Raw genomic sequence first — 439 nt, forward strand, 5'->3', positions numbered from 1 at the left:
CGGCGTTGAAAACACGCGCGCACATGGCGATCGACTACTTTCAGGAGCGGTTTCCGATTCCGCTGCGCCGGGCGGCGGCCCTGCTCAGCCTCGCCTGCGTGTTGGCAATCGGCATCCTGCTCGTCGTAAAGGGCGCCGAATTCGCCGATCGCGCCATGTTCCAGACTACTCCGGCGCTGCGCATCCCGAAGGGTTATATCGTGCTGGCCTTTCCGATCAGCGGCGCCCTGATCATCTTTTACGCGCTTGCGGTGCCCTTACGGGCCTGGATCATGCGGGACACGCTGCTTGCGCCCGTGGATCACGCGGCGGCAGCCATCGCGGAGGCACGGTCGTGATCTTCACGCTTTTCGCCCTGTTCTTCTTTCTGATCTTTCTGGGCGTGCCTATCGCCTTCGCGCTCGCGCTGTCTTCGACGGCGGTCATCTACTTTTTCACC

1 protein-coding gene is annotated in these 439 nt (G+C 62.4%); it reads left to right on the plus strand.

Translation table 11 applies throughout. From position 1 onward, the window contains the following. On the plus strand, positions 1-338 hold a 338-nt coding region (locus A3764_RS21090), incomplete at its 5' end, for a TRAP transporter small permease (RefSeq protein ID WP_150122368.1). Positions 339-439: the final 101 nt, after the last annotated feature.

Origin of the sequence: Sulfitobacter sp. HI0129, from assembly GCF_001635395.1 — a bacterium.
Lineage (GTDB): Bacteria > Pseudomonadota > Alphaproteobacteria > Rhodobacterales > Rhodobacteraceae > Sulfitobacter.